The organism is Acinetobacter sp. BZX-2, from assembly GCF_055179795.1.
Map to the genome: position 1 here is coordinate 1506943 of NZ_CM143686.1, position 19022 is coordinate 1525964.

At 38.1% G+C, this 19022-nt stretch carries 12 protein-coding genes; 6 read left to right on the top strand and 6 right to left on the bottom strand.

The annotated features are described in order from the left end of the window. Nucleotides 1-103 precede the first annotated feature (103 nt). The 4 genes from ACY45D_RS07060 to ACY45D_RS07075 all read left to right on the top strand — a co-directional run bounded on the left by ACY45D_RS07060 (nt 104) and on the right by ACY45D_RS07075 (nt 9796). Nucleotides 104-7507, top strand: a complete 7404-nt coding sequence (locus ACY45D_RS07060; RefSeq protein ID WP_463109046.1) for a SwmB domain-containing protein — start codon at nt 104-106, stop codon at nt 7505-7507. 112 nt (nt 7508-7619) lie between these two features. Then, on the top strand, nt 7620-8216 hold the full coding sequence (locus ACY45D_RS07065) for an IMPACT family protein (protein WP_463109047.1): 597 nt from the start codon (nt 7620-7622) through the stop codon (nt 8214-8216). Next, nucleotides 8209-8826: a DapH/DapD/GlmU-related protein gene (locus ACY45D_RS07070; RefSeq protein ID WP_463109048.1), complete on the top strand. Its 618-nt coding sequence runs from the start codon at nt 8209-8211 to the stop codon at nt 8824-8826. Before ACY45D_RS07065 ends, ACY45D_RS07070 begins: the two co-directional genes overlap by 8 nt. Nucleotides 8827-8953: 127 nt before the next feature. Then, nucleotides 8954-9796, top strand: coding sequence for a universal stress protein (locus tag ACY45D_RS07075; RefSeq protein ID WP_089606506.1), 843 nt, complete (start codon nt 8954-8956; stop codon nt 9794-9796). A 384-nt stretch (nt 9797-10180) separates the two neighbouring features. Here the strand turns inward: ACY45D_RS07075 and ACY45D_RS07080 are convergent, their stop codons facing one another. The 6 genes from ACY45D_RS07080 to ACY45D_RS07105 form a co-directional block, all read right to left on the bottom strand. Then, nucleotides 10181-10846, bottom strand: coding sequence for an O-methyltransferase (locus tag ACY45D_RS07080; RefSeq protein ID WP_463109049.1), 666 nt, complete (start codon nt 10844-10846; stop codon nt 10181-10183). Nucleotides 10847-11304: 458 nt separating this feature from the next. Next, on the bottom strand, nt 11305-12024 hold the full coding sequence (locus tag ACY45D_RS07085; RefSeq protein ID WP_463109050.1) for a peptidase M15: 720 nt from the start codon (nt 12022-12024) through the stop codon (nt 11305-11307). Between the two features lie 140 nt (nt 12025-12164). Next, a complete protein-coding gene (fdxA, locus tag ACY45D_RS07090; RefSeq protein ID WP_120384435.1) occupies nt 12165-12488 on the bottom strand; it encodes a ferredoxin FdxA in 324 nt (107 codons plus the stop codon). 217 nt (nt 12489-12705) lie between these two features. Next, complete coding sequence (gene mutS / locus ACY45D_RS07095; protein ID WP_463109051.1) at nt 12706-15348, bottom strand: DNA mismatch repair protein MutS; 2643 nt, start codon at nt 15346-15348, stop codon at nt 12706-12708. Nucleotides 15349-15884: 536 nt separating this feature from the next. Further along, complete coding sequence (locus tag ACY45D_RS07100) at nt 15885-16349, bottom strand: DUF2147 domain-containing protein (RefSeq protein WP_463109052.1); 465 nt, start codon at nt 16347-16349, stop codon at nt 15885-15887. Between the two features lie 90 nt (nt 16350-16439). Then, nucleotides 16440-17168 (bottom strand): hypothetical protein, encoded by a 729-nt coding sequence (locus tag ACY45D_RS07105; protein WP_463109053.1) that lies wholly within the window; start codon nt 17166-17168, stop codon nt 16440-16442. An 82-nt stretch (nt 17169-17250) separates the two neighbouring features. Here ACY45D_RS07105 and ACY45D_RS07110 point away from each other — a divergent pair, with 82 nt between their 5' ends. After that, on the top strand, nt 17251-17871 hold the full coding sequence (locus ACY45D_RS07110; RefSeq protein WP_463109054.1) for a TetR/AcrR family transcriptional regulator: 621 nt from the start codon (nt 17251-17253) through the stop codon (nt 17869-17871). Between the two features lie 66 nt (nt 17872-17937). Beyond that, nucleotides 17938-18978: a helix-turn-helix domain-containing protein gene (locus ACY45D_RS07115; RefSeq protein ID WP_463109055.1), complete on the top strand. Its 1041-nt coding sequence runs from the start codon at nt 17938-17940 to the stop codon at nt 18976-18978. Nucleotides 18979-19022: the final 44 nt, after the last annotated feature.

The window sequence follows — 19022 nt, forward strand, 5'->3', positions numbered from 1 at the left end:
ATTCATTATCTTTTCATTTTTCTTAGTAATATTAGCTACTTGTTTGGCCTAATAGATTTCCTTATCTTTTTTAATGGGTAGGTATAATAAGATAGGTAATAACATGACAACTAAACCAATATATGAAAAGGGAACGGTTCAAGTCATCACTTTTGATAAGGAGAATATAAGCCATCGTATTTTTAAGGCTAATCTGGATAAAGCTGATATTGCGAAAATAACCAAAGTTGGAAATAACTTGGAGGTTGAATTAAATACGGGTGAAAAAATTGTTTTAGATGATTATTTTTCAGGAGAACCGCCTAAAGAGTTGGTATTGGAGGCAGCTAATGAACAGTATTTTCTTGTCAATTTACAGGAGTTTAATGCAGAAGGTGTTGCTACCAAAGTAGATTATTTGGGTATTAACGACTTTCAAGATTATTTATCAGATGGTGAATCCACTGTGGCACCAACATGGGCATGGGTTGCTACAGCTTTGAGTATTATTGGTATTGCAGCAAGCGCAAGTAGTAGTCGTGGACATCATTCAAATAACGAAAATAACAACGAAAATAACGTAGATAAAACTGGGCCAATAATAAAACATGACATTCTTGATAATAGTCATATTAAAATTAGTTCGGATGAGGCGAGCCAAATTGTTATTTTAGATGCAAATGGTAATAGCATTGGTTCAGGGAAAATAAATCAAGCAGGTGATATTGAGATTACGTTAACAAGACCTTTGCAAGATAATGAAGTTATCACAATTACTGCAACAGATAATGCTGGAAATAAAACGACTGAATCGGTCAATGTTGGTGACGTGACTGCCCCGCTGGTGGAGGTCAATATCATTGATAATAGTACAATTCAGATCATTTCCAATGAGGTTGGTAGTAAGGTAGAAATTAAAGACGAAACGGGTAAGACCATTGGCGAGGGCGTTGTTGATTCAAATGGTCAAGTGAGCATAGATGTCGATGAGTTGCTCAATGACGGTGATACGATTGTAGTCAATGTTACTGATCATGCAGGTAATAATACGACTGAAGTGATTGTTGTCGGTGATGTCACTGCTCCAATTATTTCAGCAGATATTAAAGATGCAAATACCGTAGAGATTATATCGAATGAGACTGGGACTGTAGAAATTACAGATTCAGATGGCAATATCATTGGTCGTGGGTTTGCTACAGGGAATGATGCAGTTGATGATATTCAACTTGATCGTCCATTGGCTGATGGTGAAACTATTTTAGTCACAGTGATAGATGCTTCAGATAACCATCAACAAATGCAAGTGACTGCGGGTGATGTCACTGCGCCAAGTTTTATCAGTGCAACAGTAGATGCAAGTGGTACAGCATTAACCTTGAACTACAATGAAAGCCTAGACAGCACGCATTTACCGACAATAGAGAATTTTACAGTAACGGTTGGAGACGTTATTGTTCGTATTGTAGATATTAGTATTCGCGGGCAAGACGTTATTCTGACCCTCAGTGAAGCCGTCACAGTTGGGCAAAATGTTCAAGTTTCTTATACAGATCCAAGTGCAAGCAATGCAAGAAGTGATGGTTTTACGATTCAAAATATCTCAAATAATAACGACATAAATGCTATTCAAGATATCGCAGGAAACGATGCCACAGACTTAAGCTCAATCATTGTTAATAATAATTCTACAGTTCCAACGACACCAACTGCTGACAATAATGCCCCACAACTACAAAGCGTAGAAGTGAATCCAGCAGGACAATTGGTGTTCCACTACAACGAAGCATTGGATGGTGTGCATCTACCAAGTGCAACTAATTTTAGTATCAGTATTAACGGTCAGACTGTTGCTCCAACAGCGATTACTATTTCGGGAAGTGACGTATTATTGAGTTTTGTTCCAGCAATAGGCATTGGGCAAAGTGTAAGTTATAGCTACACCGATCCAAGTTCAAATAATGATATTTCTACAATTCAGGATACAGCAGGCAACGATGCTGCGAGTATCCCATTAACCACTTTAGCGGGTGGCGACAACCACTCGAATGTTGATAGCACAGCGCCACAACTACAAAGCGTCGAAGTGAATCCAACAGGACAATTGGTGTTCCACTACAACGAAGCCTTGGATAGTGTGAATCTACCGAATGCGAGTCATTTCACAGTGACGGTTAATGGTCAAACTGTGACTCCAAGCAGTGTCGTGGTTTCAGGCAGTGATGTATTGCTCAGCTTCATTCCAGCGATTGGAATTGGACAAAGTGTGAGTTATAGCTACACCGATCCAAGTTCAAATAACGACACGTCAGCAATTCAAGATGTTGCGGGGAACGATGCAAATAGCATTGCACAGACCACTTTACCAGTAGGCGACAACCACTCAAATGTTGATAGCACAGCGCCACAACTACAAAGTGTCGAAGTCAATCCAGTTGGACAATTGGTATTCCATTATAACGAAGCCTTAGACGCTAATAACACAGCATTAGCCAGTCATTTCAACATCACCATTAACGGGCAAACAGTTACAGCTACTGGTGTAGCAGTAGTCGGCAATGATGTGTTACTCAGCTTCATTCCAGCAATTGGAATAGGACAAAGCATCAGTTATAGCTACAGCGATCCAAGTTCAAATAACGATATAACTGCAATTCAGGATACAGCAGGCAACGATGCTGCGAGTATCCCATTAACCACTTTAGCAGGTGGCGACAACCACTCGAATGTTGATAGCACAGCACCACAACTACAAAGCGTAGAAGTGAACACAGTTGGTCAATTGGTGTTCCACTACAACGAAGCTTTGGATAGTGTGAATCCACCAAGTGCAACTAATTTTAGTATCACGATCAATGGGCAGTCGGTTACTCCAAATACAATTAACGTGGTAGGCAACGATGTCCTCCTTAGCTTCGTTCCAGCCATCGGTATTGGACAAAGCGTGAGTTATAGCTATACCGATCCAAGTTCGAATAACGATATATCTGCAATCCAAGATGTTGCGGGGAACGATGCAAATAGCATTGCACAGACCACTTTACCAGTAGGTGACAACCACTCGAATGTTGATAGCACAGCACCACAACTACAAAGCGTAGAAGTCAATCCAGCAGGCCAATTGGTATTCCACTACAACGAAGCTTTGGATAGTGTGAATCTACCAAGTGCAACTAATTTTAGTATCAGTATTAACGGTCAGACTGTTGCTCCAACAGCGATTACTATTTCGGGAAGTGACGTATTATTGAGTTTTGTTCCAGTAATAGGCATTGGGCAAAGCGTGAGTTATAGCTACAGCGATCCAAGTTCAAATAATGATATTTCTGCAATTCAGGATACAGCAGGCAACGATGCTGCGAGTATCCCATTAACCACTTTAGCGGGTGGTGACAACCACTCAACAATTGATAGCACAGCGCCACAACTACAAAGTGTAGAAGTCAATTCAGTTGGTCAATTGGTGTTCCACTACAACGAAGGTTTGGATAGTGTGAATCTACCAAATACAACTAATTTTAGTATCACGATTAATGGCCAATCTGTTACTCCAAGTACAATTACGATCTCAGGTAACGATGTGTCACTCAGCTTCGTTCCAGCGATTGGCACTGGACAAAGTGTGAGTTATCGCTACAGCGATCCAAGTTCAAATAATGATATTTCTGCAATCCAGGATACAGCAGGGAACGATGCTGTGAGTATCCCATTAACGACTTTACCAGCAGGTGATAACCACTCGAATGTTGATGTTACTGCCCCACAACTACAAAGTGTCGAAGTGAATCCAGCAGGACAGTTGGTATTCTACTATAACGAAGCTTTGGATGGTGTGAATCTACCAAGTACAACAAATTTTAGTATCACGATCAACGGTCAGTCTGTTGTTCCAAATACAATTACCATCTCAGGCAACGATGTCTTCCTGAGCTTCGTTCCAGCGATTGGAATTGGACAAAGCGTGAGTTATAGCTACACCGATCCAAGTTCAAATAACGATGTTTCGGCAATTCAGGATACAGCAGGCAATGATGCTGCGAGTATCCCATTAACCACTTTAGCGGGTGGTGACAACCACTCAACAATTGATAGCACAGCACCACAACTACAAAGTGTCGAAGTGAATCCAGTAGGTCAATTGGTATTTCACTACAACGAAGCTTTGGATGGTGTGAACCTACCGAATGCGAGTTACTTCACAGTGACCGTTAATGGTCAGTATGTTGCTCCAAGTACAATTACAATTTCAGGCAACGATGTCTTCCTTGGCTTTGTTTCAGCAATTGGAATCGGACAAAGCGTGAGTTATAGCTACACCGATCCAAGTCTGAATAACGATACATCCGCGATTCAAGATGTTGCAGGTAATGATGCTGCGAGTATCCCATTAACCACTTTACCAGCTGGTGACAACCACTCGAATGTGGATAGCACAGCGCCACAGCTACAAAGTGTCGAAGTCAATCCAGTAGGTCAATTGGTATTTCACTACAACGAAGCTTTGGATGGTGTGAACCTACCGAATGCGAGTTACTTCACAGTGACCGTTAATGGTCAGTATGTTGCTCCAAGTACAATTACAATTTCAGGCAACGATGTCTTCCTTGGCTTTGTTTCAGCAATTGGAATCGGACAAAGCGTGAGTTATAGCTACACCGATCCAAGTCTGAATAACGATACATCCGCGATTCAAGATGTTGCAGGTAATGATGCTGCGAGTATCCCATTAACCACTTTACCAGCTGGTGACAACCACTCGAATGTGGATAGCACAGCGCCACAGCTACAAAGTGTCGAAGTCAATCCAGTAGGCCAATTGGTGTTCCACTACAACGAAGCCTTGGATGGTGTGAATCTACCGAATGTTAATAATTTTAGTATCACGATCAATGGTCAGACTGCTGCTCCAACAGCAATTACTATTTCGGGAAGTGACGTATTACTGAGCTTCGTTCCAGCAATTGGAATCGGACAAAGTGTGAGTTATAGCTACGCTGATCCAAGTTCGAATAATGATCCATCCGCAATCCAAGATGTTGCGGGGAACGATGCAAATAGCATTGCACAGACCTCTTTACCAACAGGTGATAACCACTCGAATGTTGATAGTACAGCGCCACAACTACAAAGTGTAGAAGTGAATCCAGCAGGCCAATTGGTATTTCATTACAACGAAGCTTTGGATGGAACAAATTTATCGAGTGCAACTGATTTTAGTATCATTGTTAACGGACAAACCGTCACTCCAACAAGTGTTACGGTTACAGGCAATGATGTCTTCCTTAGCTTCATTCCAGCGATAGGTATTGGGCAAAGCGTGAGTTATAGCTACACCGATCCAAGTTCAAATAACGATACATCCGCAATTCAAGATGTTGCAGGAAATGATGCAAACAGTATTGCGCAGACTACTTTACCAACAGGTGATAACCACTCGAATGTTGATAGCACAGCACCACAACTACAAAGCGTAGAAGTAAACACAGCAGGACAGTTGGTATTTCACTACAACGAAGCTTTGGATGGAAATAATCTACCGAATGCCACTGATTTTAGTATCACGATCAATGGTCAGTCGGTTACTCCAAATACAATTAACGTGGTAGGCAACGATGTCCTCCTCAGCTTCGTTCCAGCAATTGGAATCGGACAAAGCGTGAGTTATAGCTACACCGATCCAAGTCCAAATAACGATACATCCGCAATTCAAGATACAGCAGGCAACGATGCTGCTACTATCCCATTAACCACTTTACCAGCAGGTGACAACCACTCGAATGTTGATAGCACAGCACCACAATTACAAAGTGTAGAAGTGAATACAGTTGGGCAACTAGTATTCCACTACAACGAAGCCTTGGATGGAAACAATCCACCAAATGTAACCAATTTCAACATTACGATTAACGGGCAAACAGTTACAGCCAGTGGTGTAACGGTAGTCGGCAATGATGTTTTTCTCAGCTTCGTTCCAGCAATTGGAATCGGACAAAGCGTGAGTTATAGCTACACCGATCCAAGTCCGAATAATGATACATCCGCAATCCAAGATACAGCAGGCAATGATGCTGTGAGTATCCCATTAACCACTTTGCCGGGAGGTGATAACCACTCGAACGTTGATGTTACGCCACCACCTGCACCGATTATCTTAGGGGCAGAAGATAATGTAGGAACATTTGGTAATATTTATTCAGGTGGTTTGACGGATGATTCAACCCCAACCATATATGGTGTTGCAGAAGAAAACAGTATTGTCACCGTTTTTGTAAATAGCCTTGAAGTAGGAACTGCAATTGCAGATGGCTCAGGTCGGTGGAGTTATGAGCCAACATTAACCAATCCGACGTTTAGAAGTGTTCAGGGTTCTAATTTTCAAATTACGGCAACAGCAACAGATGCTTCACATAATGTGAGTCCGATCAGTAATGTTTTTGATATTGGTACTTATCAAACTAGTACTACGCAAAACCCGATCACGGCACTTAAAGAAGGGAGCTTACTCGGTTTAGTGGGTCTTGATGCTCTTGGGCTTATTCAATTAGATAACCAACCCATAGCTGCTTATGATGTGAATAATGATTTAAAGAAAGTCATATTAAAAACCAGCGCGCTTTTGGATTTAGCGGGCATATTTGGTCCTAGTTGGGAGTATTCTCAAGCTGTAGCAGATATTTTGGGATTAAGTGTTAAGCCTGTAAATACTGGAATATTAGGGTTAGTAGCCGTTACGTCAGCATTAGAAATTACTGCTAAAGATGGTGGAACAATTGATAATTCTGCGATTATGGAGTTTTTTGCCACAGTTTATGATCCTAAATTATTAGGTTTAACAAATATTAGTTTGTTGGGAAGCTTGACATTAGAAGCATGGGATTCTAGATATACCAATGATTCTAATAAAGATACGAGTAATCAAATCATTGGTTATAGTAAAAATAGCTTATCAACACTAGCAGATGTTAATTTATTAGGGTCAACAAAAATTCCTACATATGACCAACTTTCTGATTTTGACCAACATCTTGCTGTTTCTAATGTGCGCGTTTACGGAACAACTGGAAATGACACCCTTCAAGGTAGTGCATTTAATGATATTTTGCGTGGGGGCGATGGTGTTGACACTTTGAAAGGCAATGCAGGTAATGATTGGTTGGAAGGTGGTAAGGGCGATGACTTTTTAACGGGTGGAATCGGTTCCGATACAGCTATTTATCATTTACTGGTTGAAAATGATGCAACAGGTGGAAATGGGACAGATACTTGGACCGATTTTCACAAAGGAAATGTGATAACTGACACTGAAGCAGATAAAATAGATATCACTGAATTAATTGAAAATGCTGCAAATATTGGAAATATTCAGCAATATGTATCGGTGACTTACGATGCTTTGAAAGATCAAACAGTACTCCAAATAGATCGTGATGGTTCAGGTGTGGCTTATGCAAAAAGTGATCTTTTGATTTTAGAGCATGTCAATACAACACTTGAAGAGTTACTTCAAAATCAGCAAATTATTTTCTAATGATTCAATTCTAAATCAAACCCTAAGCGAGCTTAGGGTTTTTTATTGCGACTTAGCACAGAATTACAAGCTATAATCTAAAGGTATTTTATTTGAATGTTTTATTTTGATTATGACTTTTACACTAGCAACAGAAACGACTTACGAAGAAGAGATTAAAAAAAGTCGATTTCAAGCGATTGCAGCACCTGTAGAAAATGAACAGCAAGTAAAAGAATTTTTAGAAAAGCATTTAGATGTATCGACAACACACCAATGTTGGGCTTGGAAAATAGGACATAATGTCAGATTTAATGATGATGGTGAACCTTCTGGAACAGCAGGCAGGCCTATTTTAGCGACCATTGAAGGCAATGAACTCACCAATACAATTGTTTTAGTCAATCGCTGGTATGGTGGAGTTAAGCTTGGCACAGGTGGTTTAGTTCGAGCCTATGGAGGCTGTGCAGGACAATGTTTATTATTGGCTGAAAAAATTGAGCAAATTGAAAAAAAAGCAGTTTATTTTCAATGTCAGTTTAATGAGTGGGCAATTTTTCAATATGAGTTAAATTCCCAACACATTGAATACACAGAGCAATACACAGCACAAGGGGTGAGTGTTGAGGCCATGTTACAAATCCACCAAATAGAGCCTCTTAAATTGAAAATTCAAGATGTCACACGTGGGCGAGAGCAACTCAAAGTATTGGAAGAAAATAATGCTTGAACAAGATCCATTGCTCAAATATAGAGAACAACATAAACATCGACTGAATTATATGCCATGGTTATATTATTCATTAAAACCCAAGAACAGACTTTGGGCAGAACAATGGCAAAAAGAATATCAAGATTATTTGATGGCGATGGAAACCGTTGAAATTGGCAAGAATTGTTTTATTTCACCATTGGCGCATATCTTTGCTGAGCCCGGTCGTAAGATTGTGATTGGTGATAATACCTTTATCGCCGCAGATTGTACTTTGCATGGGCCTTTGCAAATAGGCAGTGAAGTAGCAATCAATCATCATTGTATTTTAGATGGCGGCCGAGTAGGGATTAAGTTACATGATCAAGTACGCATAGCCGCTTATTGTCATCTTTATGCTTTTGATCATGGTATGGATTTAGATCAACCCATTTATCAGCAAGCTGTGACATCGAAAGGTATTGAAATTGCTCAGGATGTTTGGTTAGGAGCACATGTTGGCATTAAGGATGGTGTGAAAATTGCTGCACATGCTGTGGTGGGGATGAACAGCATGGTGACTAAAGATGTCGCTGAGCGTGAAATTGTCGTCGGTAATCCTGCAAGATTTGTGCGATATCGTGAGTAACTGCACAATATGTACAAATGCATCATTAAATTACGGAATTTATTACATAATACTGTCCAAATTAATAAAAACTTATGCTAATTTAAAATCAACAGACCCAAAGCTGTAAAGCTAAAGCGAGGTTATGATGAACAGAGTAGTGGCTTGTATCGACTCTTCTCCATGCATTAATGCAGTAGCAGAAGCAGCGGCGTGGATTGCTCAGGAAACTGGTCGTGAATTGGTGTTACTACAAGTATTAGACTATTACCCAGCGAGTTATCATCTTGGGGAAATTAGTGGGGTAATCGGCTTCGAAAGTAATGCAATGCTGCTAAAAGAGCTTGCAGAATTAGAGCAAAAACAAAGCGAGCTTGCTTTGGATTATAGTAATAATTTACTTAAACATATTTCTGAACACATTCAACAAAAATACGGTATTCAGGCAAGCCAAATACAGGAAAAAGGCGATTTCCTTGAACAAAGCTTTAGCCAATTAGATATTGACGATATTGCTGTGATTGGTAAAGTCGGTGAACGTTCTGCCGAAAAAAATAAGACACTCGGTAGTAATGTCGAAAACTTTATTCGGGGAACAAAAAGCTCAGTTCTCACTGTAGGAGAAACGTTTAAGCCACCGACACGTTTTATTTTTGCTTATGAGCTTTCGGAAGCTTGTCAGAAGATGTTAAAACGGGTTGAAAAAAGTGATTTACTCCGATTATTACAATGCCACTTGGTCTATGTTGGCGATCATCCTGAAATACTCAATGAACCAACACAGCGCTTAAAAGACGCAGGTTTGGATGTGGTGGTGGAATATCGTTATGGTGATGTTGCTGAGAATATTTTGGAATACCAAGATCAGCATCAAATTCAATTAATTGTACTCGGTGCTTTCAGTCACAGTAAAATTCATCAATTTTTCCTAGGAAGCGTAACCACGACTATTTTCCGTAACTCGTCAGTTCCATTACTGGTTGCAAAATAAGTTTGGAGTGCGTTTAAGTACGAAAATAATAGGTGATTAGTTAAATAATTACTGTGATTTTATTCACGAAATGTCTATGCCACGTATTTCAAAATACGTGGCATTTTTTATCAGAAAAATTGAAAAAAATGCTGTGAAATCTTGCAATTTAAAATGCAATAGCTTTTTTTGAAGGGATGAATTTAATTGATTAAAAAACGAACTGTTGTTAAAAATATCATATATTCATATATTTAATTGGTAATACATGAGTTATCCACAATTCTACAAACAAGTTCAGGGGATAACTCGGTGTATTGATGATGCTGGCTAAAAATGCCAATTCATATTGTCAAACAAAAAAATCCTTTAGAACGATAGAGGATTTTTTAGATGAAAAATATTTTATTTTACAATGGCGATTGCAAAACCATCATGACCTTTACTACCGACAGTTTGTAGGGCAGTGCATGATAAAATTTTTGGATGATTCTGCATGGCTTTATACATATTACGAATCCCTTCGATACTTGGCTTTTGATTTTCAGGATCGAGAATATCACCTGCACGAATCACATTGTCCAAAACGATCACTGTACCTGAGTGTGAAAGCTTCAAACTCAGTTCTAAATATTCAGGATAGCTTTGTTTATCGGCATCAACAAAAATAAAATCAAAAGGTTCAGTATTTTTAGGTAAGGCATTTAAAATATCAGCCGCACGCCCAACTTTAAGTTCTACAGTTTGTGGAAGTTGAGCATTATCAATATTCTCTTGCCCTAAAGCGGCATGGGTGTCTCGGCCTTCAATGGTTAAAATATAACCATCTTGAGGCAATGCACGTGCTAACCACATGGTGCTGTATGCAGCAAATGTCCCTAATTCCAAAACACGTTTACATTTATTCATTTGAATGAGCATTTGTAAAAGCATGCCTTGGTTTGCAGCAACAGCAAGGTGATCTGGAAAACCTTTATCCTCAGTATTTTTGAGTGTTTGAGTCAAAATTGGGTCTTCAGGGATTAAATGTGATTCGATGTAACTATCGATGTCTGACCACATTTGTTGCATGTTGTACCGCCTCATTAGAGTCACTGGGTTTGTATAATGTGCATTTTAATGGTTTATACGTAGAGTGCAATTTTAACCGAAACTTTTGGATGATATTTAAGCAATATTCTCATCAAACATTTATATAAAAGTTAACTGAAAAATCATTTGAGCAAAGTTGAAATGTTTTCCCTCAAGTTAAGCGGCAAATAAAAAGAGATCTTTCGATCTCTTTTGCATTGCAAAGCACTGGTTTAGATTAATGCTAGTCAGTTAAGCATTTTTAATCCTCCTCCTTGCGGAGCATGCTCCTCACCTTTGGAAAAAGAGGGAGTATCTTGGATTCAATACCGCATTGAATTCCTTGCACAGCTATGCTGTTCATCCCCTCTTTTGCCTTGCGCCATATATGGCTCAGGGTTAGGGGAGATTTATCAATCAGTAATAATAAAATTAAGCTTAACTGATTCAAATGGGATTTAGAAATTACACATCGAACTATTACGTGTTAAATCTGGTCCCCAAGTACGGTAGCCCTGAGTATCAATATGAATTTGACCCGAAGCGTATAAACCCAGTCCCATATTTAAGCTTTGACCATACTGCGACCAGAATTGACAGAGTTTAAATTTAGTATTTTCAATATATGCATAATCTTCAGGTTGCGGATATTCAGGTCCAATACGGAAATCGATTGCCGAATTAAATAAATGGCGTGAAGAACTTGCACCACCTGCACATTGGTTTAAAGGTAAATCACGATAGACCGATGTCACTGTGAAATCTGTGAGTACTTTTGAAGCAACTAAATATTTGAATACTTTTAATGTAGGTAATTGATTCCGCCAAATTTCTTCACTTGGAATCATGTATTCAGATTTACCACACTTGTCCCAATCACGCGCTGTTTTAAACAGCTCAAAACTTGGAATGATATTACCCACATTATTTTGCTCAAGAAAACGCTCATAATCACGTGCACGTGACTGATTTGAACCATTCATAAGCCAGTTACGATATGAGTTGGGCATGACTTTTGGTGGAATAGCACGTTCAATCGTAATTTTTTCCTGAGGAATATAAATTCGATGACCATGAGGTGTACTAATTGTATGACTTTTTTGGGGAGAAGACGTACAAGCAGTCAAAAGCGTTGCAAAAAAACTGACTGTAAGCAGACCTTTTAGAATATTTTTCATTCTCAATATTAGCTAAAGAAGGTAAGGCGCTATTCTAGACTAGTTTGAATCGCGCAATATGGATAAATTGCAAATAAATGTACAATTTGTTTATTCAAATGAAAAAAGACCAGCTTAAGCTGATCTTTGATCTAGAAAACTTACTTTTCTAAGTATTGTAATTTATCAGGTTTACCATTCCACTCTTCACGATCCGCAGGTTGATCGCCAATTTGAGTAATGTTCGGCCATTTTTGAGCCAACTCAGCATTTAATTCAATAAATACTTCTTGACCTTCTGGTAGCTCATCTTCAGAGAAGATTGCATTTGCAGGACATTCTGGTTCACAAAGTGCACAGTCAATACATTCATCTGGGCTAATGACAAGGAAATTCGGACCTTCATAAAAACAGTCAACAGGACATACTTCTACGCAGTCTTGGTATTTACACTTGATACAATTTTCAGTGACAACAAAGGTCATGGCGTCAGCTACCTAAAAATATGGTTCTAATTAATAATGGTGTATTTTAGGCAAAAAGTACCCCAACTAACAATTGCTTTTATTGATATTTATTATATGCAGGACTGCTAATTTTGATAAAAAGTGAATAAACAGACTATTTTTTACTCAAAAAGTCAAAAGCCCGACTTATTTATCGAGCTTTTCACTTTTTTGAATAAGGCTAGAACAATAAAAACTAAGCCTGTTTTAAAAGTTCTTTCAGTGCATAGAGTTGAGCAAGTGCTTCACGAGGTGTTAAATCATCGACATCAATTTCTGACAACGCGTCTAAAACAGGAGATGATTTCTCAACCTCAATCACTTTTTCAACAATTTCAGGCTCAGCTTCAAAAACCTCAGATTCTGCAAATAAATCATTTTGGACAATGTTAATCGGTTGCAGTTGTTGTTTTTCTAAAATCTTTAAACGCTTTTGCGCTTCTTTAATCACGCTTGCAGGAATACCCGCAAGTTTTGCGACTTGTAACCCATGACTTTGACTTGCAGGGCCGTGTTGTACTTTATGTAAAAGAATTAAATTACCATTCAGTTCTTTTGCTGTGACGTGATAGTTATCAATTGCTGATTCTTTAGCGAGTTCTGTAAGCTCAAAATAATGCGTGGCAAATAGACATAGGCATTTGATTCGCTTGGTTAAATCGAGTACACATGCCCATGCCAGAGATAAACCATCATAAGTACTGGTACCACGACCAACTTCATCCATCAATACTAACGATTGATTGGTGGCATGATGCAAAATTTGAGATGTTTCAGTCATTTCCACCATGAACGTTGATTTGCCAGTGGACAAATCATCGGCAGAACCAATACGTGTGAAAATGCGATCAATTGGACCTAACTTTGCAGCTTTAGCGGGTACGAAACTGCCACAATAAGCGAGCAGACTAATCAATGCCGTCTGACGCATAAATGTCGACTTACCCCCCATGTTAGGGCCTGTAATAATCGCCATACGATGATTAAAATCAAGTAATGTATCATTCGGTGTATACGGAGCTTTGTTTAAAGCTTCTACAACTGGATGACGTCCAGCTGTTATTTTAATACCAATTTCAGGGCTATATTCAGGACGATTCCAACTGTGCAAACGTGCTTGATGGGCAAAATTACACAACATATCAATATACGAAATCGAAGCACTCATCATTTGCAAATTGGCAATATCTGCTTTTAACTCATCCAATAGCATTTCAAATAACAGTTTTTCACGTGCTAGGGCACGAGACTCACTCGACAAGACTTTATCTTCAAAAGATTTTAGTTCAGGCGTGATATAACGCTCTGCATTTTTCAGTGTTTGACGACGAATATAATGCTCAGGCGCTTGTTCTGCTTGAGCACGTGTTAATTCGATATAGTAACCACTGACACGGTTATAGCCGATTTTTAAAGTATTAATTCCAGTGGCTTCACGCTCTTGTATTTCCAAATCAATCAGGAATTGTCCTGCATGATCTCGAATTTTACGGAGTTCATCCAACTCAGCATCAAAACCCTCTGCAATGACATTGCCATCACGAAGAAGTACAGGAGGATGCTCAACAATGGCTGACATCAAACGCTGATGCAGGCCATTAAAATCACCGAGTTCTTCATTTAATTGCGCAATAAAAGCTGATTTTTTAGTATTGAGAATAGGTTGGATTGCATGACGAAGGAATGGAATTTGTGCACAGGCTTGGCGTAATTGGACTAAATCACGAGGACGAGCACTTCCAAGAGCGACACGACTCAATACACGTTCAATATCGCCAATTTCTTTTAACACCAATCTCACAGGAGACTCATGATAACCTTGTAAAAAAGCATCAATCGCATCTAAGCGAGCATCGAGAAGTTGAGTATCACGGATGGGTTGCATTAATGTACGAGCAAGTAAACGGCCACCCATTGCAGTTTGGCAATCGTTAATTAAATGAAATAATGAAGTACCGTGTTCAAATAATGGATCAATTATTTCTAAATTACGACGAGTGACTGGATCTAACGCGATAAAATCTGAGCTTTGTTCTAATTTTATTGAACGAATATGTGGTAATGCTGTTTTTTGGGTTTCTTTGGCATAATGAATCAGCGATGCAGCCGCAGCTTTAGCTAAGGGTAAATGATCAATCCCAAAACCAGAAAGTGTTGCTACAGCAAACTGATCACATAACGTTTTTTGCGCATTATTTAAATTGAAATCAACATTTGGACGCTTGGTCACAGGGCAATCAATTTGCTTTTTAATTGATTCAATAATATTGGGATCAATCATATCTTCATCAATCAGAATCTCACTTGGCATTAAACGCGCCAATTCAATTGCCAGTTGTTCCGTTTTGAATTCTTGTTGTTGAACTTTAAAAATACCTGCACTTAAGTCCAGTAAAGCGATACCGATCTGATTTTGTTGAAAACATAGTGCAACAAGATTTGAGCTTTGTGTTGCTGTTAATAAAGCATCATCAGTGAGTGTGCCGGGTGTGATGATTCGAACAACCCCACGTTCTACTGGGCCTTTACCTGTGACCTCACCAATTTGTTCACAGATAACAACAGTTTCACCTTTTTTCACTAAGCGTGCTAAATAGCCTTCGGCAGCATGATAAGGCACACCTGCCATAGGAATTGGCGCACCATTGGCTTTACCCCGATGGGTGAGTGTAATACCCAGTAATTTGGCTGCTTTTTTTGCATCATCGAAAAAAAGTTCGTAAAAGTCACCCATACGATAAAACATTAAAGAATGTGGATGCTGCATTTTTACTTTTAGATATTGTTGCATCATGGGCGTATGAGAGGAGAGATCAGCCGTTATTTCTGTGTTATTCATGTATGTTAAAACCTTAAATTTAAAGATTAAATAGGGTTAATTGGAAAGTTTGGCTGTCTAACCAATTCAAATCATTTTTCTACAAAACTGAGCTGACTCTAGAAAAAAACAAAGGTTTACAGTACTTTCTATGTCCTAACTAGAGCGACAGTATATAAGAAATCAATTTAATTCCTTGCGGTTTGTCATCTTAACAAATTGAGACTGATTCGCAAAAAGGAATACTGATATGAGTGAGGAAATAAACAACAAAGAGAAAATGGTTTTGTTAGCTGGTGCTATTGATAAGATGAAAATTGGTGACACTGATAAAAGTGATCTTAGAGAATAGGGTTTACCTCGTCATATCGCTTATGAAATTTCACGTAGAAATCACCTAAATTAAAAGATTTGTGATTTTTGAATGCTAGCATTTTTTCGTGAAATGCCTCTAATCATTTCATTATTACGTAATTATGTATCTCTATGAATTTTAGAAATACAGATCGAGACATAAAATTACCTAATAAAAAGAGTTAGAGGCTATCATGCTTATTTTAATCAATTTTAATCCAGGTTTGACTACGACCTAGTACGGAAACGCCGATGTAACCTCGTAAAGTGATTTTTTTACCATTTGGGTGCATTTTGATTTTTCCTTTATAAGTATTTCCAGTTTCAGGGTCGACCACTTGACCATGAATATATTCATTTTTATTTTGGGTATTTTCCACAAAATTAGAGAGAATACGCAAACCAATAATAGGTTTATCTTTTAATTCGCCTTTACACACTGTGCATTTACCAACTTTAGGCTTTGCTCCATTTGGTAGATCATAAATCTTTTCTATTTTTCCAGCATATGTTCCACCTGCATTTTTATAAATAAGGACATTTGCTCCAGCTGAGCCACTTTTGTCATCAATGGTTTTCCATGTACCTGTAAGATCATTTGCCCAAGTATTAGATATGAGTAGAAAAGTAGATATAAAGCCAGTGAAACGTATTTTGTTAACTTTCATAGGTTAGTTCCATTATTTCGGTCGTGTTTAGTATTTCGGTTAGGAGAATAGATTGCGCTAAAATTAGACTTGGTAAGTCGCATGTAAGTGTTATGCAAAAGTCTGGTCTAAAGCAGCAGAAATCCAGTTAGAAAATTCGCTCGCTAAATGCCATTGATGTCCAGACATAATTGTCGGTAGAATCAATAATGGATATTCAACCGTTAACCTTGCTCTAAATCCATTGCCTTCATTACGGAATTGATGTCTAACACCACCTAAAGCGAGACCATCACGTGATCGAGCAACACCTGCGATTTGTAAAGGAAAAGTTGGATCAACAGGGGAGCGTAGGCTAGATAAATCTTCATAATCTATATAAAAGCGTGCAACCATTGGTGAGCCACCGTTTGTTTCAATGACTTCCTGAATACCATTTGTTGTAGAAATAAGGTAATGATCAGGTGTTCCAGCAAGCATGGCTTGTTCATTATTGATTTGACCACATTGCTCGAACCATTCTACAAATTGTTCAGCACTTGCATTTTCTACAAAGATTTCAGTTGTACATAAGCGGCGGGAGCCGAATGAAAAATGTGCTGTCATCTTGGCAAAAAAATCAGAAATAATGAGCTCTTTTTTTAATATTTTGTTGATACCTTTATGCCCAAGTTTAGACTTTTGCTCAAGTAACTGTTGTCTAAGTTCAATTAAGTTTGAACTTTTAGGTTTAGCACCTAATTTTTTCAGAACAATATCGGCACGTTTTTTTTCCCAATTTAGAATATCTTGCTTCTGTACTTTTTGTCCGTTAATGAAAACTTGAATGTTAGAATGCATGACAGAAATTCCTTTATTAATTTATTAAAAGCAACTATAGTTGCTTTTATTGTTAAGGTAAATAAGTATGGAGAAATTTTAGATGGATGGTCGTGCCGATAATTCTGAATTAACCGTAGTCAAACAGAGCCGACCAGGTGGACGTGCTGAGAGATTGGTGTCTGTAATACACCAAGTTACTTTTGAGTTATTACAAAAAGTGAGTTATGAAGAGATTGAAATTCCTGACATTGCTAAGCTTGCAGAAGTAAACAAAACAACAATTTATCGTCGATGGCCAACTAAATTAGCGCTTATTTTAGATGTTGTATTAACTCGTATAAAAGCTGATGTACCATTACCGAATACAGGTCATGTAATTGATGATCTCAGCCAGTTTTTAAAAATCATTGCATTTACATTGCAGACTCCATTTACCCTTAATATTTTGCGGGCATTAATGAATACGGATGATGAAAACATACGACAGGCACGTAAAGACTTTTGGGATGAGCGTTTTCTATTGGCTAAGCCCTTGATTGATCGTGCAATTGAACGAGGTGAGCTCGCAGAAACAACTCAAGTACGAGAGTTTTTTGAATTAGCAGCTGCACCTTTGTTTTATCGTGTACTTGTAACAGGCGATCAGATTTCTGATCAGGATATTGAGTTGATGGCTAAACGGGCAGTGTTAGTATTTAAAAATAAAGATGAAATAAAATAATCGAGTTGCAATAGTTTCAATGAGTGAGGCTTTAGTTCAACTTAGATTTTTAGGAGAATATGTACGATGGATTTAATGGATTCTTCTATGCACATTCCTACGATCCCTGTGCATCATCCTTCATTATTTGTGAAAATGTGTATGGCTCGCGGTTATAATATTGAAAAGATATTAGAAAACACAAATATTAAAATTGAAGACTTAAATGATTCAAAATCAAGATTTAATTTGAAGCAAACCGAAACGCTCATCAGTAACGCTTTAAAGGTGTCAAATGATCCAACATTGTCGATTGCTTATAGTCAGCATATTCGATTATCGCATTTAGGTACTTTGGGTATCGCAATATTAAATGCTCCAAAATTTAGCGATGTTATTTATGTTTTAAACCATTTTTTATCTATTGTTGATCCAGCTGCATTGATGCATGTGGTTTTGGAAAAAAGCATAGTTAGTATTCAATTTGGAAAAAAAGTCCCATTGGGGATGAATTATAAATATGTTCAGGAAACACTCTGTTTAACAATGATTAAAATTTTTGAAGATATTTTAGAAACACAGTTACCTGAACTAAAAATTTATTTTGATTTTGATAAACCAACCTATGCCGAAAAATTTAAATTTTTAGACACGCCAATTTTTTGGGAGCAAGATCTTTGTAAGATTACTTTTAATGCTAAAATTTTAGAAAAAGATTTACCAGGGGCGAATCATTTAGCATTTCAACAAGCTTTGCAAATGTGTGAATTAGAGCTTCAAGATCAAAGTGATGATGAAGATCATTGGCTTGTAAAGGTTAAGCTTCTCGTATTAGAAAATATTCGATCGCCACTTACTGCTGAAGAAATTGCAGAGTTATTACACTTATCAAGGCGAACTTTTTTTAGAAAGTTGGCTAAGTATCAAATGACGTATGACAAACTGTTAGTTGTGGTTCGGGCAGAAGTAGCAAAAGAATATTTGATGAATAAGTCATTAAACCTTGAAGAAATTACAGATCTACTCGGCTATAGCAACGTCTCGAGTTTCTCAAAAGCATTTAAACGTTGGTATGGCGTAACGCCTTATCAATGGTATTCAACATATAGATCTCGTGAAATGGTTTAAATAGCTAAAGCGAGGCCAATATTTTTGACCTCGCAAATTTAATT

Coding starts and splice junctions, on each gene's coding strand:
- ACY45D_RS07060 (WP_463109046.1), top strand. CDS start 104: ATGACAACTAAACCAATATATGAAAAGGGAACGGTTCAAGTCATCACT.
- ACY45D_RS07065 (WP_463109047.1), top strand. CDS start 7,620: ATGACTTTTACACTAGCAACAGAAACGACTTACGAAGAAGAGATTAAA.
- ACY45D_RS07070 (WP_463109048.1), top strand. CDS start 8,209: ATGCTTGAACAAGATCCATTGCTCAAATATAGAGAACAACATAAACAT.
- ACY45D_RS07075 (WP_089606506.1), top strand. CDS start 8,954: ATGAACAGAGTAGTGGCTTGTATCGACTCTTCTCCATGCATTAATGCA.
- ACY45D_RS07080 (WP_463109049.1), bottom strand. CDS start 10,846: ATGCAACAAATGTGGTCAGACATCGATAGTTACATCGAATCACATTTA.
- ACY45D_RS07085 (WP_463109050.1), bottom strand. CDS start 12,024: ATGAAAAATATTCTAAAAGGTCTGCTTACAGTCAGTTTTTTTGCAACG.
- fdxA (WP_120384435.1), bottom strand. CDS start 12,488: ATGACCTTTGTTGTCACTGAAAATTGTATCAAGTGTAAATACCAAGAC.
- mutS (WP_463109051.1), bottom strand. CDS start 15,348: ATGAATAACACAGAAATAACGGCTGATCTCTCCTCTCATACGCCCATG.
- ACY45D_RS07100 (WP_463109052.1), bottom strand. CDS start 16,349: ATGAAAGTTAACAAAATACGTTTCACTGGCTTTATATCTACTTTTCTA.
- ACY45D_RS07105 (WP_463109053.1), bottom strand. CDS start 17,168: ATGCATTCTAACATTCAAGTTTTCATTAACGGACAAAAAGTACAGAAG.
- ACY45D_RS07110 (WP_463109054.1), top strand. CDS start 17,251: ATGGATGGTCGTGCCGATAATTCTGAATTAACCGTAGTCAAACAGAGC.
- ACY45D_RS07115 (WP_463109055.1), top strand. CDS start 17,938: ATGGATTTAATGGATTCTTCTATGCACATTCCTACGATCCCTGTGCAT.